An 18744-nucleotide genomic window follows, 5' to 3' on the forward strand; every position below is an offset into this window, starting at 1 on the left:
CCTAAAGCCGTGGAACCGGCCGCCCCAGCCACGACGTACCCCTTCTCTTGCATCAGGCGACTGATCCCTTGGAGCGCGGCACGGACGCTGGCCGGGCTGGAGCGGGGCGGAGACAGGAGCGCAGGCCCGGCCGGGGGCCGGGCCGCGCGCGGTGAGCGGAGCGAGCCGCCTTGATGAAGGAGAGAAAGTCTTATCCCGCTGGGATGAGGTGCTGTCCGTCGTGGCTTCGTACGTGGGGGCCGTTGCCGTCCAAGGCGTCCAGGAGCCTGATGGCGAAGGCCTCGGACATGCGCTCGCTGACCTCGTCTGGCGTGAGCCATGAGACTGCCGTGGACTCGCCGGAGGTGCGTTCGGTGCCGCCTGAAGGCTTGCAGCGGAAGACCAGGGCGACGACTCCGCGGGTCATGTTCTTGTAGACGCCGGTGAGTTCGTCGACCTCGACGTGGATGCCGGTCTCCTCCAAGACCTCGCGAGCTACGCCGGCCTCTGGGGTCTCGTCGAGTTCGAGGATTCCGCCGGGGAGCTCCCAGGTGCCGTTGTCGGCTCGGCGGATCGCCAGGAGGCGGCCGTCCTCGCGCACCACTACTCCGGCTACGGACACGGAGTGCAGGGGAGGCGGTGTCGCGTCCTGTGGTTGACTCATGTAGAGGAGCTTAGGAGGCAGAGAAGGACTATGGGAACTGCTGCTGGAGGGGGCACGGCCGGGCCTCGGTACGTGCAGATCGCGGAAGAGATCGTGCAGCAGATCCGGGCGGGGATTCTGAAGCCCGGTGACATGGTGCCGAGTGAAGCGGAGCTGGTGGATCGCTACGGCGTGTCCGGCGGCACCATCCGTAAGGCCATGGTCGAGGTGCGGGCGAGTGGACTCGTCGAGACCCGGCACGGCAAGGGCTCGATCGTGAAGAACCGGCCTCCGGTGCGGCACCGCTCCTCCGATCGCTTCCGGCGCTCGCTCCGGCAAGGAGGGCAGGCCGCCTACCTTGCGGAGTCCGCACAGTCCGGCGCCACCGCGAAGGTCAGCGTCCTCTACATCGGGCCCATGGAGGCTCCTGAGGATGCTGCCCAACGGCTCGGTGTTCCCGCCGGTGCTCAGGTGCTGGCCCGCCGGCGCCTCTACTTCCGCAACGGTATTCCGGTCGAGACCGCCGCGTCCTATCTGCCGTGGGACGTGGTGAAGGAGATCCCGGAGCTGTTCGCCGAGAACCCCGGCGGTGGTGGCATCTACGCCCGACTCGAAGACCACGGACATGAGTTCGCGGAGTTCGTCGAGACTCTGCAAGCGCGGCCAGCCTCGAAGTCGGAAGCCTCGGAGCTTGCGCTGAGCCCAGGTGCACCCGTGGTTCACCTGATCCGGGAGGCCCGTACGACCGCGGGTCTCGTGGTGGAGGTGTGCGACACGCTCATGGCCGCTGACCAGTTCGTTTTCGAGTACCGCATCCCTGCCGACGACTGACGCCCGCTCAACTTCACGCAGCTCGCCGCGAGTTCCTCTTCGCGGCGGGTTGACTCATGTATAGGAGTGATGCACTCTTCTTCATGTCACTCATGTACATGAGCGACGGAGTCCAGCATCTATGTAGGAGTGATCTGCTGTGCGTCAGATTCCCGTCGACACCTCCGCCGCGATCGTGATGGTCGCCAAGACCCCGCAGCCCAAGGTCAAGGACCGCCGTACGGGCGAGATCGCCATGGACATCGAGACCGGATCCAAGCTGATGACGGTCGACGTGATGTTCGCGGCGAACGAGGTGGTGGAGATTCTTTCCATCACCGTCCCCGAGCCCGGGATCAGCGGTGAGCTGGCCATGGGCACGCCGGTCGCGCTCACCGGCCTGATCGCCCGGCCCTGGGAGAACGACTTCAACGGCCAGAAGCGGCACGGCATCGCCTTCCGCGCGGTCGCGGTCACCTCGCTCGCCGATGTCAACGCCGCCGCCGGGCCGAAGGCGGCCTGATCATGACCGGCTTCACGGTCACTCTGGTGCTGGTCGTCGCTACCGCGGGTCTCCTGCGGTGGCGGCGCCCCGCCTGGTACTGGCTGGCCTTCGGGGTCACCCTGGCCGCGCTGCGGGTCCTGGTCCGGTACGGATCCGTCCTGGACGCGTGCGGGCTGACGGTGCCGCCCGCGAGATGGCGGCTCGCCCTGGCACGGGCCACCAACCGGCCGATGCCGGAGTCCCGCCCGCCGCGCATCCTGCGGCTGCGGCCGACCCGCACCGGCCTGGTCCTGCGGCTCAAGCTGCGTCCCGGCCAGGACGCCTTCGACGTCGCCGCCGCCTCGGACCGGCTTCGGCACTCGTTCTCGATGTACGGCGTGAACTCGCGTGAGCTGCGGTCCGGGGTCGTGGAGGTGCGGATGACCGGCTACGACGTGCTCAAGCGGGTGCAGATGCCCGCCGCGACCGAGATCCGGCCCATGCGGGTGCCGGTCGCCCTGCGACAGGACGGCTCGGTGCACTACCGCGACTACCGGGCGATACCCCATGCCCTCACCCTCGGTGCCACGGAATCCGGCAAGTCCGTCTACCAGCGCAACCTGGTCGCCGGACTCGCCCCGATGGACGTCGCTCTCGTCGGCATCGACTGCAAGCAAGGGGTTGAGCTGTTCCCGCTGGCCCGCAGGTTCTCCGCGCTGGCCGACAACCCCGACACCGCCGCCGAGTTGCTCGATGCGCTCGTGGCCCGGATGGCAGACGTCTATCAGCTCATCCGTGCTCAGCAGCGGATCACCGTCGACGTACCGGACGCGGAGATCGCCGCCGACATCTGGGACCTGCCCGACGGACTGCGCCCGACTCCGGTCGTCGTCCTGGTCGACGAGGTTGCCGAGCTCGCCCTGTACGCCAGCAAGGAGGAGGAGAAGCGGCGGGACCGGATCATCACCGCCTTGGTCCGCCTCGCCCAGCTCGGCCGCGCCGCCGGCATCTACCTCGAAATCTGCGGGCAGCGCTTCGGTTCCGAACTCGGCAAGGGCATCACCATGCTCCGCGCCCAGCTCACCGGCCGCACCGCCCACCGCGTCAACGACGAGACGTCCGCCAACATGGCCTTCGGCGACATCTCCCCGGACGCCGTTCTCGCCGCCATCCAGATCCCGGCCGAGATGCGGGGGATCGCCATTGCGGGCGACTCCTCCGGAGGCTGGCACCGCATCCGGGCCCCGCACACCTCGCTCCGCCAGGCCGTGAACCTCTGCAACCGGCACGCCGACCGGACTCCGGACCTGCCCGAGCTGGCGTCGTTCCGACCCCCCCTCTCCGGCCCCGGCGCCGCCGATCCAGTGCCGTCGGCCAAGCCTTCTCCGGCCACCGCCTGATCTCTCGCTCATCCCCAACGGTCGGCGCGACCGTCTCGCGCCGCGTCCCTACCCCCGCCATGCCTGATGAAGGGAGAGCCCCACATGTGCCCCGACTGCGAGGACTTCGCCCGGACCGTGCTCCTCCTCGGCCAACTCGCCCTGTACGCCGACACGGGTGGCGCTGACCTCGACTTCGTGGAAGCCGTCAGCACGTCCCTCGCCGTCTCGCTGCCCGAGCCGCCGCCCGGCATGTTCCCGTCCGGCGACGACCTCGACGGCGGTCCCATCTGCCCCGATGCGGAGTCCTGATGGGTGCCCGCCACGGCCTCCGTGTCGACGCGGTGCTGATTCAGGCCGTGATCGCCGGTGCCCTGTCCTTCGCCCACCTGCACGACTTGGCCGCCGCTGCCGGACAAGACGGCTGGAAGGCCTGGGCCTACCCGGTCAGTGTCGACCTGCTCCTGGTCGCCGCCTGGCGACGGCTGCGGAGCGAGGGTCCGTCGCGGCTGGCCTGGTGCTGGTTCCTCATCGCCCTGGTCGCCTCTCTCGGCGCCAACGTCGCCACTGCCGGGTTCCTCGACCTGGCCGATCCGCCCGCCCTGCTCTGTCTGGGCATCGCCGGTTGGCCCGCCCTCGCCTTCCTCGGCGGCACCCTCCTCGCCCACTCCGCCGACCACGGCACACCGACTCCGTCGGCACCCGCCCCGACCCCGGAACCCGTCATCGCGGAGGACCGCGAATCGACCCCCGAACCCATGCCGGACTCGGAGCCCGCCTCCGTCCCGGTGGAGGAACCGCCGGCGCTTCCGCCCGTCGACCCGGCGCCCGCGGTTCCCGCCGTCCTCGTCGACCACGCCCGCAAGGTCGCCGCCGACTACCGCGCCCGCACCGGTGCCCCGATCGACACCGACACCTTGCGCGCCCGCCTCGGCGTCCCGCCCCACCTCGCCGACGCCATCGCCGCCCAGCTCACCTGATGGAAGGAACGACAGATGACTTCCGACCCCGCCGACCTGACCGCCGCCGACTACCTCGACAGCGCCCGCGAGATGACCGCAGCTGACCGGCCCTTCCTCGCTCACCTGCTCGCCGAGGAAGCCGCCCAGCGCACCACCGACCCGGCCACCGCCGCCGGTATCCGCGCCAGCTTCCCCGACCCCACCGCCCGGAAGGAATGACCGCCATGCCCGCCCGCGACAACTTCCACTCCGTGATGCGGATCGGTCCCGTGCAGATCGGCACCCACCGCGACCGCAACGGCCGGACCGTGCACGCCGCGGTCTGCACTGCCGACCACTGCGGCTGGTCCGCCGACTACTCCAGCCGCACCGCCGCCCAGCTCGCCGCCCGCACCCACCGCTGCCGCGTCCGCTAGGAGACACCGCCATGCAGGTCCCGCTCTGGTTCGCCCTCGCCGTCGTCGGCTACCTCGGCTGCAAGCTCTTCCGCCCGCCCCTCTGGCTGGTCCTGGTGCTGCTCCTCGGCGGCTACCTGATCGCCGACAGCCTCCTCGCCCCCGTCATCGACACCGCCGTCAAGTAGGGAGACCCGCCCATGCTGCTTCGCCCGAAGATCCCGACGATGCCCACCCCGACCGGCCTCGAGTCCCGGCCCGCCGTCATCGAGCCGACGATCATCACCCCGGGCACCCCTGCCACGGCGTCGACGCCCGTCGCCCAGGTGCCCACCCGTCCAGTCGTCCAGCTCACGCCCGGCACCGCCCTCGCGCTCGTCGGCGCCGGCACGGCTGTGGTCCTGGTCCTCGGTGCCGTCCTGGTCTCGCTGCTCCTGGCCGTCGCCATCACCGGCGCGTCTGTCGCCGTCTGCGCCGTCGTCCTGCGCTCCCTGCTCGCCTCCGACGCCAAGCGACGCTGACCGGCCCCCGGGCGGCCCTGATACCGCCAAGCATCCGCCGCCCGGGAGCCGTCCCCACCGATCGATCTCGCAACCGGAAGGAACCCCCAGCATGGCCCACCGGGCCTCACCTGCGGCACAGAAGACGTCCACGCCCGCCCAACTGATTGACCCGATCGTCCTCGGAGACATCCTCCGGGTGGCCTCGGCCTCCGACTACACCCGCTGGGAAGACCAGATCCGCCGCACCGGCGGCTGCTCCGACCCGATCCACCTCACCGGTTGGACCCTCACCAAAGACAAGACCACCGGCGAGACCCTGCACCACTACTCCACCGAGAACGAGCCCGGCGGACGCCTCCGCCTCGCCTGCGGCAACCGACGCGCCTCCCGCTGCCCCTCCTGTGCCTGGACCTACGCGGGCGACACCTACCACCTGATCCGCGCCGGCCTCGCCGGGGACGATCGGCGAGACATCCCCGCCGCTGTCCGCGATCACCCGCGCGTCTTCGCCACCCTCACGGCCCCCTCGTTCGGCCCGGTCCACAACCGTCCGGATCGTGGTGTCTGCCGTTGCGGCACTCGCCACCCGGCCGACGACACGACCCTCGGTACTGCCCTCGACCCGGACACCTACGACTACGCGGGCGCCGTCCTGTTCAACAACCACGCCGGACAGCTCTGGCAGCGCTTCACCACCCGGCTCCGCCGCGAACTCGCCGCCCGCGGCGGCCTGGCCCGCCGGGAACTCGCCGACCACCTGCGTGTCTCGTACGGCAAGGTGGCCGAGTTCCAGAAGAGGGGTGCTCTGCACTTCCACGCTGTCGTTCGCCTGGACGGCCCCGAGGGGCCCGGGGGACCGCCGCCCGCCTGGGCCACGGTCGACGTACTCACGGACGCCGTACGTGCCGCCGCCGCGCACGCGTACACGTCCGTCTCGGTCCCGGCCGTCGACGACCAACCCGCGCGGACGTTCCGATGGGGTCGACAGCTCGACGTCCGCCCGGTGAAGGCCTTCGGCGACGGCTCAGACATCACCGAACAGGCCGTTGCCTCGTACGTGGCCAAGTACGCCACCAAAGCCGCCGAGAACACCGGCACCCTGGACCGCCGCATCGGCGAACTCTCCGAACTCGATCGCCACCAGGTACCCGACCACACTCGGCGGCTCATCACCGCATGCCGCGACCTGGACAGTCTCTATCCGGACCGGCGCCTGTGGGTCTGGGCTCACATGCTGGGCTTCCGCGGGCACTTCTCGTCAAAGTCGCGTACGTACTCCACCACCCTCGGCGCTCTCCGCCAGGAGCGTGCCGACTACCGGGCCGCACAGGAGGCGTCCGTCCTCGGCCTCGACGACCGCGAACCGGACACAGTCCTCGTCCTCACCGACTGGCAGTACGCCGGCCACGGCCACACCCCTGGTGAAGCCGCCCTCGCCGCGACCATCGCGCGTGACCTCCAGACCAACCGCGAGACCGCCCGCGACGCCCTGCTCAGCGAAGGGAGCGCGGCATGATCACGGCCGTCCGGTCACGCAGCATGCTCACTCTCGCCGAAGTCTGCGAAGAGCTGAGCGTCTCGCGGTCGACCTTCTACGACTGGCGAGCGAAGAGGCGTGCACCGCGTTGCATCAAGCTCCCGAACGGCGACCTCAGGATCCGGCGGAGCGATCTCGACCACTGGCTCGACGACCGTGAGGACGCCGCCTGATGGAGACCACGTACAACGTGAAGGTCTACAAGATCCTCACTTACAACGGTGCTCGGAAGACCACGTACGCCGTGCGCTGGTCTGTCGCGGGCAAGCGCTGGCGTGAGCCCTTCGGCACCGTTGCTCTCGCTGAGGGCTTCCGCTCCGAACTGATCCGGGCCATGGGGAAGGGCGAGGCTTTCGTCATCGCGACCGGGCTGCCGGTCTCCCACCGCTCCAAGTCGGCTTCGATGACCTGGTACGCCTTCGCCGTCGGGTACGTCGACGCCCGTTGGCCGGAGCTCGGCGGCAACAGCCGGAAGAACACCGCCAAGACGCTGACAGCGGTCACCATCGCGCTGCTGCGTGCCCAGCCGACCCAGTTCGCCCCGGTGGACGTGCGGACCGCGCTGCGCGAATGGGCGTTCAACGCCACCCGCCGTGCGGACGCCCCGCGGGACGTGGTGACCATCCTCAGGTGGGTGGAGCGCAACTCCCTGCCGGTCTCGGCCTGGGAGGAACCGGACAAGGCCGATGAGGTGCTGCGAGCCGTCGACACGCGCCTCGACGGCAAGCAGGCGGCGGCCTGGTCCAAGAAGCGGCACCGTCGGATCCTCAACGTCGTCATGAAGCACGCGATCCGGCGGCGCGTCCTGCGGACCAATCCGCTCCCCAAGGGAAAGGAGTCGACGGCTGTCACCAGGACCAGCAACGCCGTGGACAAGCGGTCCTTGCTGAATGCGGACCATGCGGCGGCCCTCCTCGACTGGATCCGGCGCCGGCCGCGGGGAGGGAAGCGGCTGCACGCGTTCTTCGCCACGCTGTACTACTGCGCCCTGCGGCCGGAGGAGGCCGTAGCCATGCGCGTGCAGGACGTGACCTTGCCCGCCGTCGGTGCGGGGGACCAGTGGTGTGAGCTGCTGATCCACACGGCGACTCCGGAGGTCGGCAAGCAGTGGACCGATACCGGGGAGATCCACGAGGAACGTGATCTCAAGGGCCGTGCCGAGGGCGAGACGCGCACGGTGCCGGGGCATCCGGCCCTGACGCGCATTCTTCGGCAGCACGTCGCGGACGAACAGCTCAAGCCCGGCGATCTGCTGTTCCAGGGGGAGACGGGTGGCATTCTCGCGGGTTCGGTCATCCGTCGGGCGTGGCGCAGCGCGCGGAAGGCTGTCCTGCCTCCGCACGTTTTCGAGTCGCCCACGGGCAGGCGGGTGTACGACAACCGGCACACGCGCCTCACGAAGTGGCTCAATGACGGAATTCCACCCGCCCAGGTGGCCGACTGGGCCGGAAACAGCGTTCCGGTGCTGCTGGCCACTTACGCACGGTGCGTCGATGGGCAGCTTCCTGACTTGAAACGGCGCCTGGAGGCCGCGGGGGATCTTCCCGAGCTGCCCGGCGCGGGCTGAGGCCTCTCGCCGAAAACTTCGACACGTATTCGACACAGCCACCCGCGAAAACCCGGTTACAGCCGGACAGCCCCGGACCCTCCCCATGATCATCGGGGGAGGGTCCGGGGCTTTGGCGTGTCGCGCCACACGTGCTCTGACCAGCAAAAAAGCCCTCCCAAAGGGAGGGCGGAGACTTGCGCCCCCGGCAGGACTCGAACCTGCGGCCAAGCGCTTAGAAGGCGCCTGCTCTATCCACTGAGCTACGGGGGCCGGGTGTGGTGGCCTCGTACGTGCTGCCCGGGTGTGGGCTGATCCGTGACGTTGCCGGGGACAAGGATAGGGCTCCCGGTTCCTTGTCCCGGTTGCTTCGCCTCCGTGGCTCAATGTGGAGGTTCGGTGAAGCGGTCCTGATAATCGCAGGCAGGTGCGAATCGTGCATCGCTTTTCGCGTCCCGGGCCACGGGTGTTGTGCACTCGTTATGCCTGCGCTGCGCCTCTGTCCCAGTCGTACCTTCCGTCCCTTGTGTCCTATCGGCGCGCAGACATGCCTATATGCTTCATAAATCCCCTAAAATTGGGCATTCTTCGCATGTGGTGACCTTGGACGTACGGCCTCAGCTGCTCGACGCACTTTCCGCCCTGCGCGACCGTGTCGCCGCCGCACGCTTCCCGCTTCCCCTGGCGGGGGCCCCACGCGCGCGTGCCAACCGCGACGAACTGCTCTCCCAGCTCGACGACTACCTGGTGCCCCGGCTCAGGCAGCCCGACGCACCGTTGCTGGTCGTCGTGGGCGGCTCTACCGGCGCCGGGAAGTCGACCCTCGTCAACTCCCTGGTGGGCCAGCGTGTCAGCGAGGCGGGCGTGTTGCGACCGACGACACGGACTCCGGTGCTCGTGTGCCATCCGGAGGACCATCATTGGTTCAGCGGCATGCGGGTTCTCCCGCGACTCACGCGCGTGTGGGCGCCCCATCAGGAGTCCGCGGACGACCTGTTGCTGCCCGGCGAGGACAGCAGACATGTGCTGCGGATCGAGACCGCAGACACCCTCCCGCCGGGCCTCGCCCTCCTGGACGCACCCGACATCGACTCCCTCGTGGCCGAGAACCGCGTGCTGGCCGCCGAACTGATCTGCGCCGCCGACATCTGGGTGATGGTCACGACCGCCGCCCGCTACGCCGACGCCGTGCCCTGGCACCTGCTCCGCACCGCCAAGGAGTACGACGCCATGCTGGTGACGGTCCTCGACCGCGTACCCCACCAGGTCGTCTCCGAGGTATCCCGGCAGTACGGCGCGCTGCTCACCAAGGCGGGGCTGGGCGACGTACCGCGCTTCACGGTGCCCGAACTGCCCGAGTCCGCCTGGGGCGGCGGGCTCCTCCCGGCCACCGCCGTGGCGCCGCTGCGGAACTGGCTCGTCCACCACGCCCAGGACCCCGGCTCGCGCCGCTACGCGCTGGCCCGTACGGCCCAGGGCGTCCTCGACTCCCTCAAGGCCCGGATGCCCGAGCTGGCGGGCGCCGCCGCCTCGCAGTACGCCGCCGCGCTGCGCCTCACCTCGGCCGTCGACGCGGCGTACGACACCGAGTACACGCGCGTGCGGGGCCGTCTGCAGAGCGGTGCCGTGCTCGCGGGCGACGCGCTCAAACGCTGGCGGGCCTTCCCGCTGGACTGCACCGCCGGCGAACTCCTCGACGCCTTGGTGGAGAGCCTCGCCGCACTCCTGCTGTGTGCCGTCACCGCCGCCGACGAGCGCATCGACGACGCCTGGCGGCGCGAACCGGCGTCGGACGCGCCGGAGCTGACGGACCAGGACGGCTCGCCGGAGAGCACCGAGCACCGGATCGGCCTGGCCGTACGACGGTGGCGGCGCGAGCTCGAGGAGTACGCCGAGGACGAGGTACGCGGCCTCGAACGCGGTGCCGCGCCCGATCCGGAATCGGTCGCCGCCCTCGTCGCCACCGCCCTGCTGGGTGGCCGCAGGGCGCGTTCGGCCGGCGAGGGGCTCGCCGAACGGATCGGCGCCCACGGGGCACTGCGGCTGCGCGACCGTGCCGGACGGCTGCTCACCGAACACCTCGACCGTGTGTTGCACGCCGAACGCGAGCGGCGTCTCGCGCCCCTCGACGGGCTCGAAGTCCACCCCGAACCCCAGGCCGAACTCATCGCCGCGCTGTCCGTACTTCAGAAGGAGAGGTGACCGGTGACCGCCGTCACTGACCAGGACCACACGGACAACGACAGTAGGGACAGCCGGGACAGCCGGGACGGTAGGGACAGCAGGGACAGCAGGGATCTGGAGCGGGCGGAGGACAGCAGCTTGGGGATGGGGGAGAACTCGGAGGCCAGGGTGCAGGAGCAGGCGCAGATGTCGGCGCTGGACCGTGCGGACGCGGACGGCGGCCGTGCCGCGGAGGGATCCGCGAAGGTGTCCGCGCAGAAGCCCCAGGCGCAGGAGGGGGCCGTCCACCCGCGCGTACCCGACGCCGACGGGATCACCTCCCCTCGCACGGCCCCCGGCGCCGGCCCACCCGCGACTTCCCGCAGGGAACCCCGGCCGGGGCCCGACACGGAGCCCGACACGGAGCCCGACATGGAACCAGGTGCGGAAGCGCGTACGGAGCCGGGTGCGGAACCAGGTGCGGACCCCGCCGGGGCCTGGGACGACGGGCTCATCGCCCGCCGCGTGAGCGAGGCCTCCGCCGCCGAGCAGGCCGCCGTCATGGAGACCCGGGTCGGCGGTGGCGGCGGGAACGCCCTGCCCTCGACCCCGCTCACGTACGACGGGCCTCTACGGTCCCGGCTGGACGCGTTGCGCGAACTCGTGGGGCTCTCCCGCACCCGGCTCGACAGCCGGACGCTCGCCGAGGCCGGCCGGGTGCTCGACGAGGCGGCGGCCCGGCGCAGGCTCTCCGGTCAGCACACCGTCGTCGCCATCGCGGGCGCCACCGGAAGTGGCAAGTCGCAGCTGTTCAACGCCCTCGCCGGAGTGAACATCTCGGAGACCGGCGTACGCCGCCCGACCACCTCCGCGCCCATCGCCTGCAGTTGGAGCGACGGCGCGTCGACCCTGATCGACCGGCTCGGCATCCCGGGCCGGCTGCGCAGGCGGCCGGTGCAGAGTCAGGACGCGGAGGCGCAGCTGCGCGGGCTCGTCCTGATCGACCTGCCCGACCACGACTCGGCGGCCGTGCAGCACCGCGAGCAGGTCGACCGCGTTCTGGCGCTCGTCGACGCCGTCATCTGGGTCGTCGACCCCGAGAAGTACGCCGACGCCATCCTCCACGAGCGCTATCTGCGGCCCATGGCGGGCCACGCCGAGGTCATGTTCATCGTCCTCAACCAGGTCGACCGGCTGCCCGGCGAGGCCGCCGAGCTGGTCCTGGACGACCTGCGACGCCTGCTCGACGAGGACGGCGTCGCCCTCGGCGAGTTCGGTGAACCGGGCGCGACCGTGCTCGCCCTGTCCGCGCTGACCGGCGACGGCATCGGAGAACTGCGCGAAGCGCTCGGCCAGTTCGTCATGGAGCGCGGTGCGGCGGCCCGGCGGATCGCCGCCGACGTGGACGCCGCCGCGTGGCGGCTGCGGCCCGTCTACGCCACCGGGCGGCGCATCGGGCTCAGCGAGGAGGCTCGGGACGAGTTCGCGGACTGCCTGGCGGACGCCGTGGGCGCCACCGCCGCGGGCGAGGCCGCCGAACGTGCCTGGCTGCGCAACGCGGGCCGGGCGTGCGGAACGCCGTGGCTGCGGCTGTGGCGGTGGCAACAGGACCGGAGCGACCCTCCCACCGGACGGCTGCCGGCCCGCGCCCAGGCCGACGAGGAGGCCACGGCACGGCAACGCGTCGAGCAGGCGGTGCGCACGGTGTCCGAACGGGCCTCGGCGGGGCTGCCCACGCCGTGGGCGCAGGCCGTGCGGGAGTCGGCCGTACGCGGTGCCCAAGGGCTGCCCGAGGCGCTGGACCAGTTGGCGGCGCGGGCCGGACTGCCGCCGGGGCGGCCGCCGCGGCCCGGCTGGTGGCCGGTGGCCGTGCTGGCACAGGCGTCCATGACCCTGCTCCAGGTGGTCGGCGGGCTGTGGCTGCTCGGACAGATCATCGGGGTGATGGCGCCGAACCTCGGCGTTCCGGTGCTGCTGATGGTGACGGGCATCATCGGCGGCCCGCTCGTCGAGTGGAGCTGCCGGCTGGCGGCACGGGGACCGGCCCGGCGGTACGGGCAGGACGCGGAGCGGCGATTGCGCGAGGCGGCGGCCGGGTGCGGCCGGGCCCGCGTACTGGATCCCGTCGCCGCGGAACTGCTGCGGTACCGGGAGGTCCGGGAGCAGTACGGGCGGGTCACGGGGGTGGGGGCGGCCGCGCGGTGAGGTGCCGTTCGGCGGTCCACGGGGGGTGATCCACACGGGTGATCCACGAGGAGTTGTCTGTCCCGGCACGGGTGATCCACATGGATTGATCCAACGGGAGTGATCCACAGGTGGCAGGGCGTGGATCACTCGTCCGGGTGGTGGAGTTTTCCACAGGCGGTGGGTGATCCACAGGGCTCGGCGGGCCCGGTCCGACGGAGGCAGTCTGGCTTCGCGGTGATCGCGACGATGCGGTCGCCGCGAGGGCGGTGGCGGTACGCGGTGAAGGGGCCGCGGCCGTCACGGCGGACGCAGCCGTGCGGGACGGGCCCGTACGTGTATCCGGGCGGGGGACCGTCCGGCGAGGAGGGGTTCACGATGAACGAGACGATGGTCTGCGCGGTCGGCAACGTGGCGACGCAGCCGGTCTACCGGGACCTGGCGGCGGGCGCGTCGGCGAGGTTCCGGCTGGCGGTGACCTCGCGCTACTGGGACCGCGAGAAGGGCACCTGGACCGACGGGCACACCAACTTCTTCACGGTGTGGGCCAACCGGCAACTGGCCGTCAACGCGGTGGCCTCGCTGAACGTCGGCGACCCGGTGATGGTGCAGGGCAGGCTGAGGGTGCGTACGGAGCCGCGCGAGGGACAGCAGAACTGGACGTCGGCGGACATCGACGCCGTGGCGATCGGCCACGACATCTCACGGGGCACCTCCGCCTTCCGGCGGTCCGGCCGACCCGAGCCGACGGCCGTCGGCGCACCGGCGCGGCCCGAGCCCGACTGGGAGACACCGGCCGCCGACGCCACCGAGCCGGAACCCGACACCCCGCGGCGTCGGCGTCGTGAGCCGGTGGCGGTGACGTGAGCTGAGGGCAGGACGGGGCGGTGTCGGCTCGGTGTGGGCGGTGCGGGGTGCGAGGTCATGCGACGGAGCGGTGACGGAGCGTCAACGTCCGCACCGGGCCGGCACCGACCGAACGGCGACTGGTCGGCGCGGGCGCTTTGGGTGACCAAGGGGATTTGTCGATAACTCGGACCTCTGGACGATCTTGGGGATAACGATTCCGAGTCGGATCGGCGATCCGATGAGATGACCGGTAAGCGAGGTGCGCGACGTCTCTAGGATGCCGGACGTGGCTCACGGGGCTTCTGATTCTGCTGGTGGGACCCGTACCCCCCACATCAACGGGTCCTGCTCGAAGGGGAATTGCGTGATTTGTTCGTTCTCCGCGCCGTTCGCGCGTGGGCGAGGGGCGGTCCGCCTCGGCGCGGCGGCGTTGGTGTCCGGCCTCGTCGCCGTCGGTGTGATCGCCGGTGCGGGCGCGGCTGTCGCGGCCGAGGTGACGCAGAGTCAGGGCGGCGCCACCGCGACGATAGGCGGCCTCAAGACCTACGGCGCCGCGGTGATCCACGCCGACGGCGGCGACCAGGAGGTCTCGGCCGGGCTGTTCGAGATGTCCGTCGAGGGCGGCGGCACCCTGCAGACCTACTGCGTCGACCTCTACAACCCCACGCAGAGGGACGCCAAGTACCAGGAGACACCCTGGAGCGGCACCTCGCTGGGCGCCAACAAGGACGCGGGCCGCATCCGTTGGATCCTTCAGCACTCCTACCCCCAGGTGAACGACCTGGCCTCGCTCGCGGACAAGGCCGGCATCGACGGCGGCCTCACCGAGCAGGACGCGGCCACCGGCACCCAGGTGGCCATCTGGCGCTACTCGGACGGCGCGGACGTCGACGCCGCCGACCCGCAGGCCGAGCGGCTCGCGGACTACCTCCAGAAGGCGGCCCGCCCCGTGGCGGAGCCCGAGGCGTCGCTCACCCTCGAGGCGCCCGCGGTCTCCGGTCACCCCGGCGAACTGCTCGGCCCGGTGACCGTGCGCACCAACGCGAGCGGCGTGACGGTGACGCCTCCGCTGGACGCCGCCACCAGCGGCGTACGGATCGTCGGCAAGGACGGCAAGGTGGTGACGTCCGTGACGGACGGCAGCCAGCTGTTCTTCGACGTGCCCGCCGACTCGGCCGACGGCTCGGCCGAGCTGACCGTCCAGGCCTCGACCACCGTCCCCGTCGGCCGCGCCTTCACCTCCGAGAGCCGCAGCCAGACCCAGATCCTGGCCGGCTCCAGCGAGTCGACGGTGTCGGCGGCGGCGAGCGCGACCTGGGCGGAGCAGGGCGCCATACCGGCACTGTCCGCGGCGAAGAACTGCGCGAAGACCGGGGTGGACATCACGGCCGTCAACCAGGGCGACCAGGTCTTCGCCTTCGAGCTGATGGAGACCGAGTACACCATTCCGGCCGGCGCGTCCCGGACGGTGACGATCCCGCTCCAGGAGGACCAGGCCTACGCCTTCACGATCAACGGCCCGCAAGGCGTGGAAAGCCACTTCACCGGCGTCCTGGACTGTGAGACCCAGGCCGACGAGACCGCCGGCCTGACCACCCAGACCCTCAGCGAGCCCAGCCCGGCCACCGTGGGCGGCACCTCCACCGCCGACGACACCAACCTCGCCGCGACGGGCGGCACCAGCGCCACCCCCCTCATCGCGGGCACCGCCATCGGCCTGGTGGTCATCGGCGGAGCGGCTCTGCTGCTCGTGGGCCGCAAGGAGAACGAACCCCGCCACTGACCCGGCTGTCCGAAGCCACTCGGCCGACGACGCACAGTGACGGACGAGCCGCCACCGTCGACCGTGAAACCCCAGGTCACAGCCCCCCGGCCGAATGGGTTAACACCCAGGGCTGGACCTCAGGCAAGATGGGGTGTATCTGCCCTCTGCCCACTGCCAGATCTCAAGCTGCCGGACGGTTTCTCTTGGCTGAGTACATCTACACCATGCGCAAGACACGCAAGGCGCACGGCGACAAGGTCATCCTTGACGACGTGACGCTGAGCTTCCTGCCCGGCGCGAAGATCGGTGTGGTCGGGCCGAACGGTGCCGGTAAGTCCACCGTTCTGAAGATCATGGCGGGGCTCGAGCAGCCCTCCAACGGTGACGCGTTCCTGTCGCCCGGGTTCAGCGTCGGGATGCTGCTCCAGGAGCCGCCGCTCGACGAGTCCAAGACCGTTCTGGAGAACGTGCAGGACGGCGCGGCCGAGACCATGGGCAAGCTCAAGCGCTTCAACGAGGTCGCCGAGCTGATGGCGACCGACTACTCCGACGCGCTGCTGGACGAGATGGGCAAGCTCCAGGAGGACCTGGACCACGCCAACGCGTGGGACCTGGACACCCAGCTGGAGCAGGCCATGGACGCCCTGGGCTGCCCGCCCGGCGACTGGCCCGTCACCAACCTCTCCGGTGGTGAGCGCCGCCGTGTCGCGCTGTGCAAGCTGCTGCTCGAGGCCCCCGACCTGCTGCTGCTCGACGAGCCCACCAACCACCTGGACGCCGAGTCCGTGCAGTGGCTGGAGCAGCACCTGGCGAAGTACCCCGGCACCGTCGTCGCCGTCACCCACGACCGGTACTTCCTCGACAACGTCGCCGAGTGGATCCTGGAGCTCGACCGCGGTCGCGCCCACCCCTACGAGGGCAACTACTCCACCTACCTCGAGACCAAGGCGAGCCGTCTCAAGGTCGAGGGGCAGAAGGACGCCAAGCGCGCGAAGCGTCTGAAGGAAGAGCTCGAGTGGGTGCGGTCCAACGCCAAGGGGCGTCAGGCCAAGTCCAAGGCGCGTCTCGCCCGGTACGAGGAGATGGCGGCCGAGGCCGACAAGATGCGGAAGCTGGACTTCGAGGAGATCCAGATCCCGCCGGGCCCGCGCCTGGGCTCCATCGTCGTCGAGGTCAACAACCTCTCCAAGGCCTTCGGCGAGAAGGTGCTCATCGACGATCTCAGCTTCACGCTGCCGCGTAACGGCATCGTCGGGATCATCGGCCCGAACGGCGCCGGCAAGACCACCCTCTTCAAGATGATCCAGGGGCTCGAGGATCCGGACTCCGGTTCCATCAAGGTCGGCGAGACCGTCAAGATCTCGTACGTCGACCAGAGCCGCGAGAACATCGACCCGAAGAAGTCGCTGTGGGCCGTGGTCTCCGACGAGCTCGACTACATCAACGTCGGGCAGGTGGAGATGCCGTCCCGCGCGTACGTCTCCGCGTTCGGCTTCAAGGGCCCGGACCAGCAGAAGCCGGCCGGTGTGCTCTCCGGTGGTGAGCGCAACCGTCTGAACCTCGCGCTCACCCTCAAGCAGGGCGGCAACCTGCTCCTCCTCGACGAGCCGACGAACGACCTCGACGTCGAGACGCTGTCCTCCCTGGAGAACGCGCTGCTGGAGTTCCCGGGCGCGGCCGTGGTCGTCTCCCACGACCGGTGGTTCCTGGACCGGGTCGCCACGCACATCCTCGCCTACGAGGGCGAATCCAAGTGGTTCTGGTTCGAGGGCAACTTCGAGTCGTACGAGAAGAACAAGATCGAGCGGCTGGGCGCGGACGCCGCGCGTCCGCACCGCGCCACCTACAAGAAGCTGACCCGGGGCTGATCGATCTTGCGGCACACTTACCGCTGCCCACTGCGCTGGGCGGACATGGACGCGTACGGCCACGTCAACAACGTGGTCTTCCTCCGCTACCTGGAGGAAGCACGTATCGACTTCCTGTTCCGCCCGGAGAAAAACTTCAAGCAGGGGTCCGTGGTGGCGCGCCACGAGATCGACTACAAGCGGCAGCTCGTCCACCGGCACTCCCCGGTCGACATCGAACTGTGGATCACGCAGATCAGGGCCGCGTCCTTCACCATCACCTACGAGGTGAAGGACGGCGACCAGGTCTATGTCACCGCCTCCACGGTGATCGTGCCGTTCGACTTCGAGGCGCAGCGGCCGCGCCGGCTCACCGCCGAGGAGCGTGACTTCCTCGCCGAGTACCGGGACGACGACGAGGAGGCCGTCGCCGCATGACGGTGCTCCACCTCGCCGACGAGGGGGAGGCGGCGGACTTCGCGGCCTTCCTCTCCCGGCTGCTCCACTACGACCGTGGAGCGGCAGTGCGGCTCCAGGCGTCCGGCACCGCGCTCGCCGTCTTCGGCCGGCCGCCCTCCTTCGAGGTGCTCGCGATCCGCGCGGTCCGGCTGGCCAAGCCGTACGAGAACGGCCTCGACGTCATGCTCGACGTGACCGTGTCTGCGGGGGAGTTGCTGGAGTCCGTCGACGAGAGTGCCGCGACGGCCGCCGTTCCCGCGGCCGTCACCGGGCCGCCGTGGGCCGGTGTGCTGCCGCCGCGCGGTGGATGGCGGCCCGAGGCGGGGCTGCCCGCCGCGGACGCGCTGCGTGCGATGGTCGGCGCGGCCGTCGCCGAATTCCGGTCCCGCACCGAGGAGTTGACGGCCGAACTGCGGACCCGGGCCGAACTCGACCGGATCGGGCGGGAGATCTGGTCCCGGACGGTCGGGGACACCGGACTTCCCGTGCGCGCCGTGCACGCGGCCCAGTCGCTCGGATTCCTGCGGCCCTCGACGGCTTCGGGCGAGCTGAAACTGCTCTCCTTCGGCGCGTGGCTGCGGTTGCGCACACCGTACGGGTCGATCGCCGTCCGGCGGGCGGGGCGGCTGGGGATGCTCGACGTCAGCGTGCGCTGACCCTCGTCGTCCGCCGCGCCAGGTCCCCCGTCCCGTCCCGTCCCCTGAGGCGCCCCCCGTCACGCCCTCCGACGTGCCCCGGACCTCCCCGGCCCGTACTTCCCGTCGGGGTCTACTCCGGGGTGTTCACCATCGACGCCGCCGCGTACGTCAGGTAGTTCCACAGGGTGTGCTCGTGCTCCTCGGACAGACCGAGCTCGTCGACCGCGACCCGCATGTGCTTCAGCCAGGCGTCGTGCGCGGCCCGGTCCACGACGAAGGGGGCGTGCCGCATACGCAGTCGCGGGTGGCCGCGGTGCTCGCTGTAGGTCGTCGGACCGCCCCAGTACTGCATGAGGAACAGCGCGAAACGCTCCTCGGCCGGACCCAGGTCCGCCTCCGGGTACATGGGCCGCAGGATCGGGTCCTCGGCGACTCCCTCGTAGAAACGGTGGACCAGTCGGCGGAAGGTCTCCTCCCCACCGACCTGCTCGTAGAAGGTCTGCTCCTGAAGCGTGCCGCGCCGAATCTCTTTCACGCCTCCCATGGTCTCAGACCGGAAGACGGAGGACTTGAGGCTTAGGACCGCCCTTTCGGCCCCTCC

At 70.5% G+C, this 18744-nt stretch carries 21 protein-coding genes and 1 tRNA gene; 19 read left to right on the forward strand and 3 right to left on the reverse strand.

Annotated elements, in window-relative coordinates:
* Window positions 1-190: 190 nt before the first annotated feature.
* Entirely contained in the window at window positions 191-643 is a 453-nt protein-coding gene (locus tag ACIRPU_RS01295) for an NUDIX hydrolase (RefSeq protein ID WP_403860057.1), read from the reverse strand.
* Between the two features lie 30 nt (window positions 644-673).
* Here ACIRPU_RS01295 and ACIRPU_RS01300 point away from each other — a divergent pair, with 30 nt between their 5' ends.
* The 12 genes from ACIRPU_RS01300 (at window position 674) to ACIRPU_RS01355 (ending at window position 8259) form a co-directional block, all read left to right on the forward strand.
* Window positions 674-1453, forward strand: a complete 780-nt coding sequence (locus ACIRPU_RS01300) for a GntR family transcriptional regulator (protein ID WP_355701418.1) — start codon at window positions 674-676, stop codon at window positions 1451-1453.
* Window positions 1454-1592: 139 nt separating this feature from the next.
* Window positions 1593-1955: a hypothetical protein gene (locus ACIRPU_RS01305; RefSeq protein ID WP_403860060.1), complete on the forward strand. Its 363-nt coding sequence runs from the start codon at window positions 1593-1595 to the stop codon at window positions 1953-1955.
* 2 nt (window positions 1956-1957) lie between these two features.
* Complete coding sequence (locus tag ACIRPU_RS01310; protein WP_403860063.1) at window positions 1958-3316, forward strand: FtsK/SpoIIIE domain-containing protein; 1359 nt, start codon at window positions 1958-1960, stop codon at window positions 3314-3316.
* 84 nt (window positions 3317-3400) lie between these two features.
* Window positions 3401-3607 carry a hypothetical protein gene (locus tag ACIRPU_RS01315; protein WP_403860066.1) on the forward strand — a complete coding sequence of 69 codons (207 nt, stop codon included), beginning with the start codon at window positions 3401-3403 and terminating at the stop codon, window positions 3605-3607.
* The gene (locus ACIRPU_RS01320; RefSeq protein ID WP_403860069.1) at window positions 3607-4275 is read left to right on the forward strand and encodes a DUF2637 domain-containing protein; all 669 of its coding nucleotides are present in this window, start codon (window positions 3607-3609) and stop codon (window positions 4273-4275) included. The genes ACIRPU_RS01315 and ACIRPU_RS01320 overlap by 1 nt, the downstream gene beginning before the upstream one ends.
* A gap of 15 nt (window positions 4276-4290) precedes the next feature.
* Window positions 4291-4476, forward strand: a complete 186-nt coding sequence (locus tag ACIRPU_RS01325; RefSeq protein WP_403860072.1) for a hypothetical protein — start codon at window positions 4291-4293, stop codon at window positions 4474-4476.
* Between the two features lie 5 nt (window positions 4477-4481).
* On the forward strand, window positions 4482-4673 hold the full coding sequence (locus ACIRPU_RS01330) for a mobile element transfer protein (RefSeq protein WP_403860075.1): 192 nt from the start codon (window positions 4482-4484) through the stop codon (window positions 4671-4673).
* An 11-nt stretch (window positions 4674-4684) separates the two neighbouring features.
* On the forward strand, window positions 4685-4840 hold the full coding sequence (locus ACIRPU_RS01335) for a hypothetical protein (protein ID WP_020133124.1): 156 nt from the start codon (window positions 4685-4687) through the stop codon (window positions 4838-4840).
* A 15-nt stretch (window positions 4841-4855) separates the two neighbouring features.
* On the forward strand, window positions 4856-5173 hold the full coding sequence (locus ACIRPU_RS01340) for a SpdD-like protein (protein ID WP_403861542.1): 318 nt from the start codon (window positions 4856-4858) through the stop codon (window positions 5171-5173).
* 91 nt (window positions 5174-5264) lie between these two features.
* Window positions 5265-6671: a replication initiator protein RepSA gene (repSA, locus tag ACIRPU_RS01345; protein WP_403860078.1), complete on the forward strand. Its 1407-nt coding sequence runs from the start codon at window positions 5265-5267 to the stop codon at window positions 6669-6671.
* A complete protein-coding gene (locus ACIRPU_RS01350; protein WP_403860081.1) occupies window positions 6668-6865 on the forward strand; it encodes a helix-turn-helix transcriptional regulator in 198 nt (65 codons plus the stop codon). Before repSA ends, ACIRPU_RS01350 begins: the two co-directional genes overlap by 4 nt.
* Window positions 6865-8259 carry a tyrosine-type recombinase/integrase gene (locus ACIRPU_RS01355; RefSeq protein ID WP_403860084.1) on the forward strand — a complete coding sequence of 465 codons (1395 nt, stop codon included), beginning with the start codon at window positions 6865-6867 and terminating at the stop codon, window positions 8257-8259. The genes ACIRPU_RS01350 and ACIRPU_RS01355 overlap by 1 nt, the downstream gene beginning before the upstream one ends.
* Window positions 8260-8438: 179 nt before the next feature.
* Here ACIRPU_RS01355 and ACIRPU_RS01360 read toward each other — a convergent pair.
* A tRNA-Arg gene (locus tag ACIRPU_RS01360) sits at window positions 8439-8511 on the reverse strand.
* A 321-nt stretch (window positions 8512-8832) separates the two neighbouring features.
* Between ACIRPU_RS01360 and ACIRPU_RS01365 the strand changes: the two genes are divergently transcribed.
* From ACIRPU_RS01365 to ACIRPU_RS01395, 7 genes are all read left to right on the forward strand, one after another.
* Window positions 8833-10440, forward strand: coding sequence for a dynamin family protein (locus ACIRPU_RS01365; RefSeq protein WP_403860087.1), 1608 nt, complete (start codon window positions 8833-8835; stop codon window positions 10438-10440).
* Window positions 10441-10833: 393 nt separating this feature from the next.
* On the forward strand, window positions 10834-12606 hold the full coding sequence (locus ACIRPU_RS01370) for a YfjP family GTPase (RefSeq protein WP_403861545.1): 1773 nt from the start codon (window positions 10834-10836) through the stop codon (window positions 12604-12606).
* A 357-nt stretch (window positions 12607-12963) separates the two neighbouring features.
* The gene (locus ACIRPU_RS01375; RefSeq protein WP_403860090.1) at window positions 12964-13452 is read left to right on the forward strand and encodes a single-stranded DNA-binding protein; all 489 of its coding nucleotides are present in this window, start codon (window positions 12964-12966) and stop codon (window positions 13450-13452) included.
* Window positions 13453-13798: 346 nt separating this feature from the next.
* The gene (locus ACIRPU_RS01380; RefSeq protein WP_403860093.1) at window positions 13799-15217 is read left to right on the forward strand and encodes a Cys-Gln thioester bond-forming surface protein; all 1419 of its coding nucleotides are present in this window, start codon (window positions 13799-13801) and stop codon (window positions 15215-15217) included.
* Window positions 15218-15402: 185 nt separating this feature from the next.
* Window positions 15403-17067, forward strand: a complete 1665-nt coding sequence (gene ettA / locus ACIRPU_RS01385) for an energy-dependent translational throttle protein EttA (protein WP_355701404.1) — start codon at window positions 15403-15405, stop codon at window positions 17065-17067.
* A 6-nt stretch (window positions 17068-17073) separates the two neighbouring features.
* Window positions 17074-17484: an acyl-CoA thioesterase gene (locus tag ACIRPU_RS01390; RefSeq protein ID WP_403860096.1), complete on the forward strand. Its 411-nt coding sequence runs from the start codon at window positions 17074-17076 to the stop codon at window positions 17482-17484.
* Entirely contained in the window at window positions 17481-18161 is a 681-nt protein-coding gene (locus ACIRPU_RS01395; RefSeq protein WP_403860099.1) for a hypothetical protein, read from the forward strand. Before ACIRPU_RS01390 ends, ACIRPU_RS01395 begins: the two co-directional genes overlap by 4 nt.
* 112 nt (window positions 18162-18273) lie before the next feature.
* On the opposite strand, the gene ACIRPU_RS01400 is transcribed toward ACIRPU_RS01395, so the two are convergent.
* Window positions 18274-18687, reverse strand: a complete 414-nt coding sequence (locus tag ACIRPU_RS01400) for a globin (RefSeq protein ID WP_384114277.1) — start codon at window positions 18685-18687, stop codon at window positions 18274-18276.
* Window positions 18688-18744: the final 57 nt, after the last annotated feature.

The sequence above is a fragment of the Streptomyces sp. NPDC102259 genome (assembly GCF_044766465.1).
Lineage (GTDB): Bacteria > Actinomycetota > Actinomycetes > Streptomycetales > Streptomycetaceae > Streptomyces.

What these genes read in the sequence shown, in the direction of transcription:
- ACIRPU_RS01300 (WP_355701418.1), top strand. Translation starts at nt 674, where the DNA reads ATGGGAACTGCTGCTGGAGGGGGCACGGCCGGGCCTCGGTACGTGCAG.
- ACIRPU_RS01355 (WP_403860084.1), top strand. Translation starts at nt 6,865, where the DNA reads ATGGAGACCACGTACAACGTGAAGGTCTACAAGATCCTCACTTACAAC.
- repSA (WP_403860078.1), top strand. Translation starts at nt 5,265, where the DNA reads ATGGCCCACCGGGCCTCACCTGCGGCACAGAAGACGTCCACGCCCGCC.
- ACIRPU_RS01375 (WP_403860090.1), top strand. Translation starts at nt 12,964, where the DNA reads ATGAACGAGACGATGGTCTGCGCGGTCGGCAACGTGGCGACGCAGCCG.
- ACIRPU_RS01320 (WP_403860069.1), top strand. Translation starts at nt 3,607, where the DNA reads ATGGGTGCCCGCCACGGCCTCCGTGTCGACGCGGTGCTGATTCAGGCC.
- ACIRPU_RS01325 (WP_403860072.1), top strand. Translation starts at nt 4,291, where the DNA reads ATGACTTCCGACCCCGCCGACCTGACCGCCGCCGACTACCTCGACAGC.
- ACIRPU_RS01330 (WP_403860075.1), top strand. Translation starts at nt 4,482, where the DNA reads ATGCCCGCCCGCGACAACTTCCACTCCGTGATGCGGATCGGTCCCGTG.
- ACIRPU_RS01335 (WP_020133124.1), top strand. Translation starts at nt 4,685, where the DNA reads ATGCAGGTCCCGCTCTGGTTCGCCCTCGCCGTCGTCGGCTACCTCGGC.
- ACIRPU_RS01395 (WP_403860099.1), top strand. Translation starts at nt 17,481, where the DNA reads ATGACGGTGCTCCACCTCGCCGACGAGGGGGAGGCGGCGGACTTCGCG.
- ACIRPU_RS01400 (WP_384114277.1), bottom strand. Translation starts at nt 18,687, where the DNA reads ATGGGAGGCGTGAAAGAGATTCGGCGCGGCACGCTTCAGGAGCAGACC.
- ACIRPU_RS01350 (WP_403860081.1), top strand. Translation starts at nt 6,668, where the DNA reads ATGATCACGGCCGTCCGGTCACGCAGCATGCTCACTCTCGCCGAAGTC.
- ACIRPU_RS01370 (WP_403861545.1), top strand. Translation starts at nt 10,834, where the DNA reads ATGGAACCAGGTGCGGAAGCGCGTACGGAGCCGGGTGCGGAACCAGGT.
- ACIRPU_RS01295 (WP_403860057.1), bottom strand. Translation starts at nt 643, where the DNA reads ATGAGTCAACCACAGGACGCGACACCGCCTCCCCTGCACTCCGTGTCC.
- ACIRPU_RS01315 (WP_403860066.1), top strand. Translation starts at nt 3,401, where the DNA reads ATGTGCCCCGACTGCGAGGACTTCGCCCGGACCGTGCTCCTCCTCGGC.
- ACIRPU_RS01310 (WP_403860063.1), top strand. Translation starts at nt 1,958, where the DNA reads ATGACCGGCTTCACGGTCACTCTGGTGCTGGTCGTCGCTACCGCGGGT.